This is a genomic window from Limosilactobacillus coleohominis (genome assembly GCF_016901675.1).
Taxonomy (GTDB): domain Bacteria; phylum Bacillota; class Bacilli; order Lactobacillales; family Lactobacillaceae; genus Limosilactobacillus; species Limosilactobacillus intestinavium.
Genome location: NZ_JACJKU010000171.1, coordinates 1 through 859, shown reverse-complemented (window position 1 = coordinate 859; position 859 = coordinate 1). Strand labels below are relative to the sequence as shown.

The window sequence follows — 859 nt, the reverse complement described above, 5'->3', positions numbered from 1 at the left end:
AATATACATCCCAGGGCGCTTTCGAACAGCTTCTAGCCCCTTTAAAATTTTAATCGAGGATGAATCATATTTATATTCTTCTTTCGCCAATGAAAAGGTCCTCCTCTTTACTTTTTGCTAAATAATGTAACGTTTCTAGTCTACTCGAATTATTTATCCGGTGCAAACATCAATTTTTGGTAGTCATCAATCTATAAATCATGCTATGATAACGTGGTTAGTTTAATAAGGAGTTTTAAAATGATTTATATTGTTATGATTGTCATTGCCTATTTACTAGGATCCATTCCTTCTGGATTATGGATTGGTAAATACTTTTACCATAAAGATATTCGTAAAGAAGGCAGTGGTAACATTGGTACTACCAATACTTTTCGTGTTCTCGGCCCAAAAGCTGGAACAGTTGTCCTTGTTATGGATATTTTGAAAGGAACTTTGGCAGCAAGCCAACCATACCTTTTTCATGTAAATGTCAACCCATTGTTAATTGGTTTGATTGCTTCAGTTGGTCATACATGTTCCATTTTTGATAATTTTCATGGTGGTAAAGCTGTCGCAACTAGTGCAGGGATTTTGTTAGCTTATAACCCACTGCTTTTTGTAATCGCATCGCTAGTGTTCATTAGTGTGATTCTACTAACCAGCATGGTGAGTTGTGCAAGTATTATCGGAGTGTCTACTATTTTTATTATTGCCTTGTGCATTCATGATCACGTATTATCAATCATTGCTGGCATAATTACATTACTGATTATTGTTCGCCATCGCAGTAATATTAACCGAATTATCCATGGAAATGAATCAATGGTTTCATTTGGCTTGGGACACTACCTTAGGGAAAAACGTTTCAATAATAAAT

Annotated in this window: 1 protein-coding gene; it reads left to right on the top strand. The window is 35.0% G+C overall.

Annotated features, from left to right (window positions below; translation table 11 throughout):
• Window positions 1-240: 240 nt before the first annotated feature.
• A partial coding sequence (plsY, locus tag H5975_RS08365) for a glycerol-3-phosphate 1-O-acyltransferase PlsY (RefSeq protein ID WP_204785629.1) occupies window positions 241-859 on the top strand: 619 nt, incomplete at its 3' end.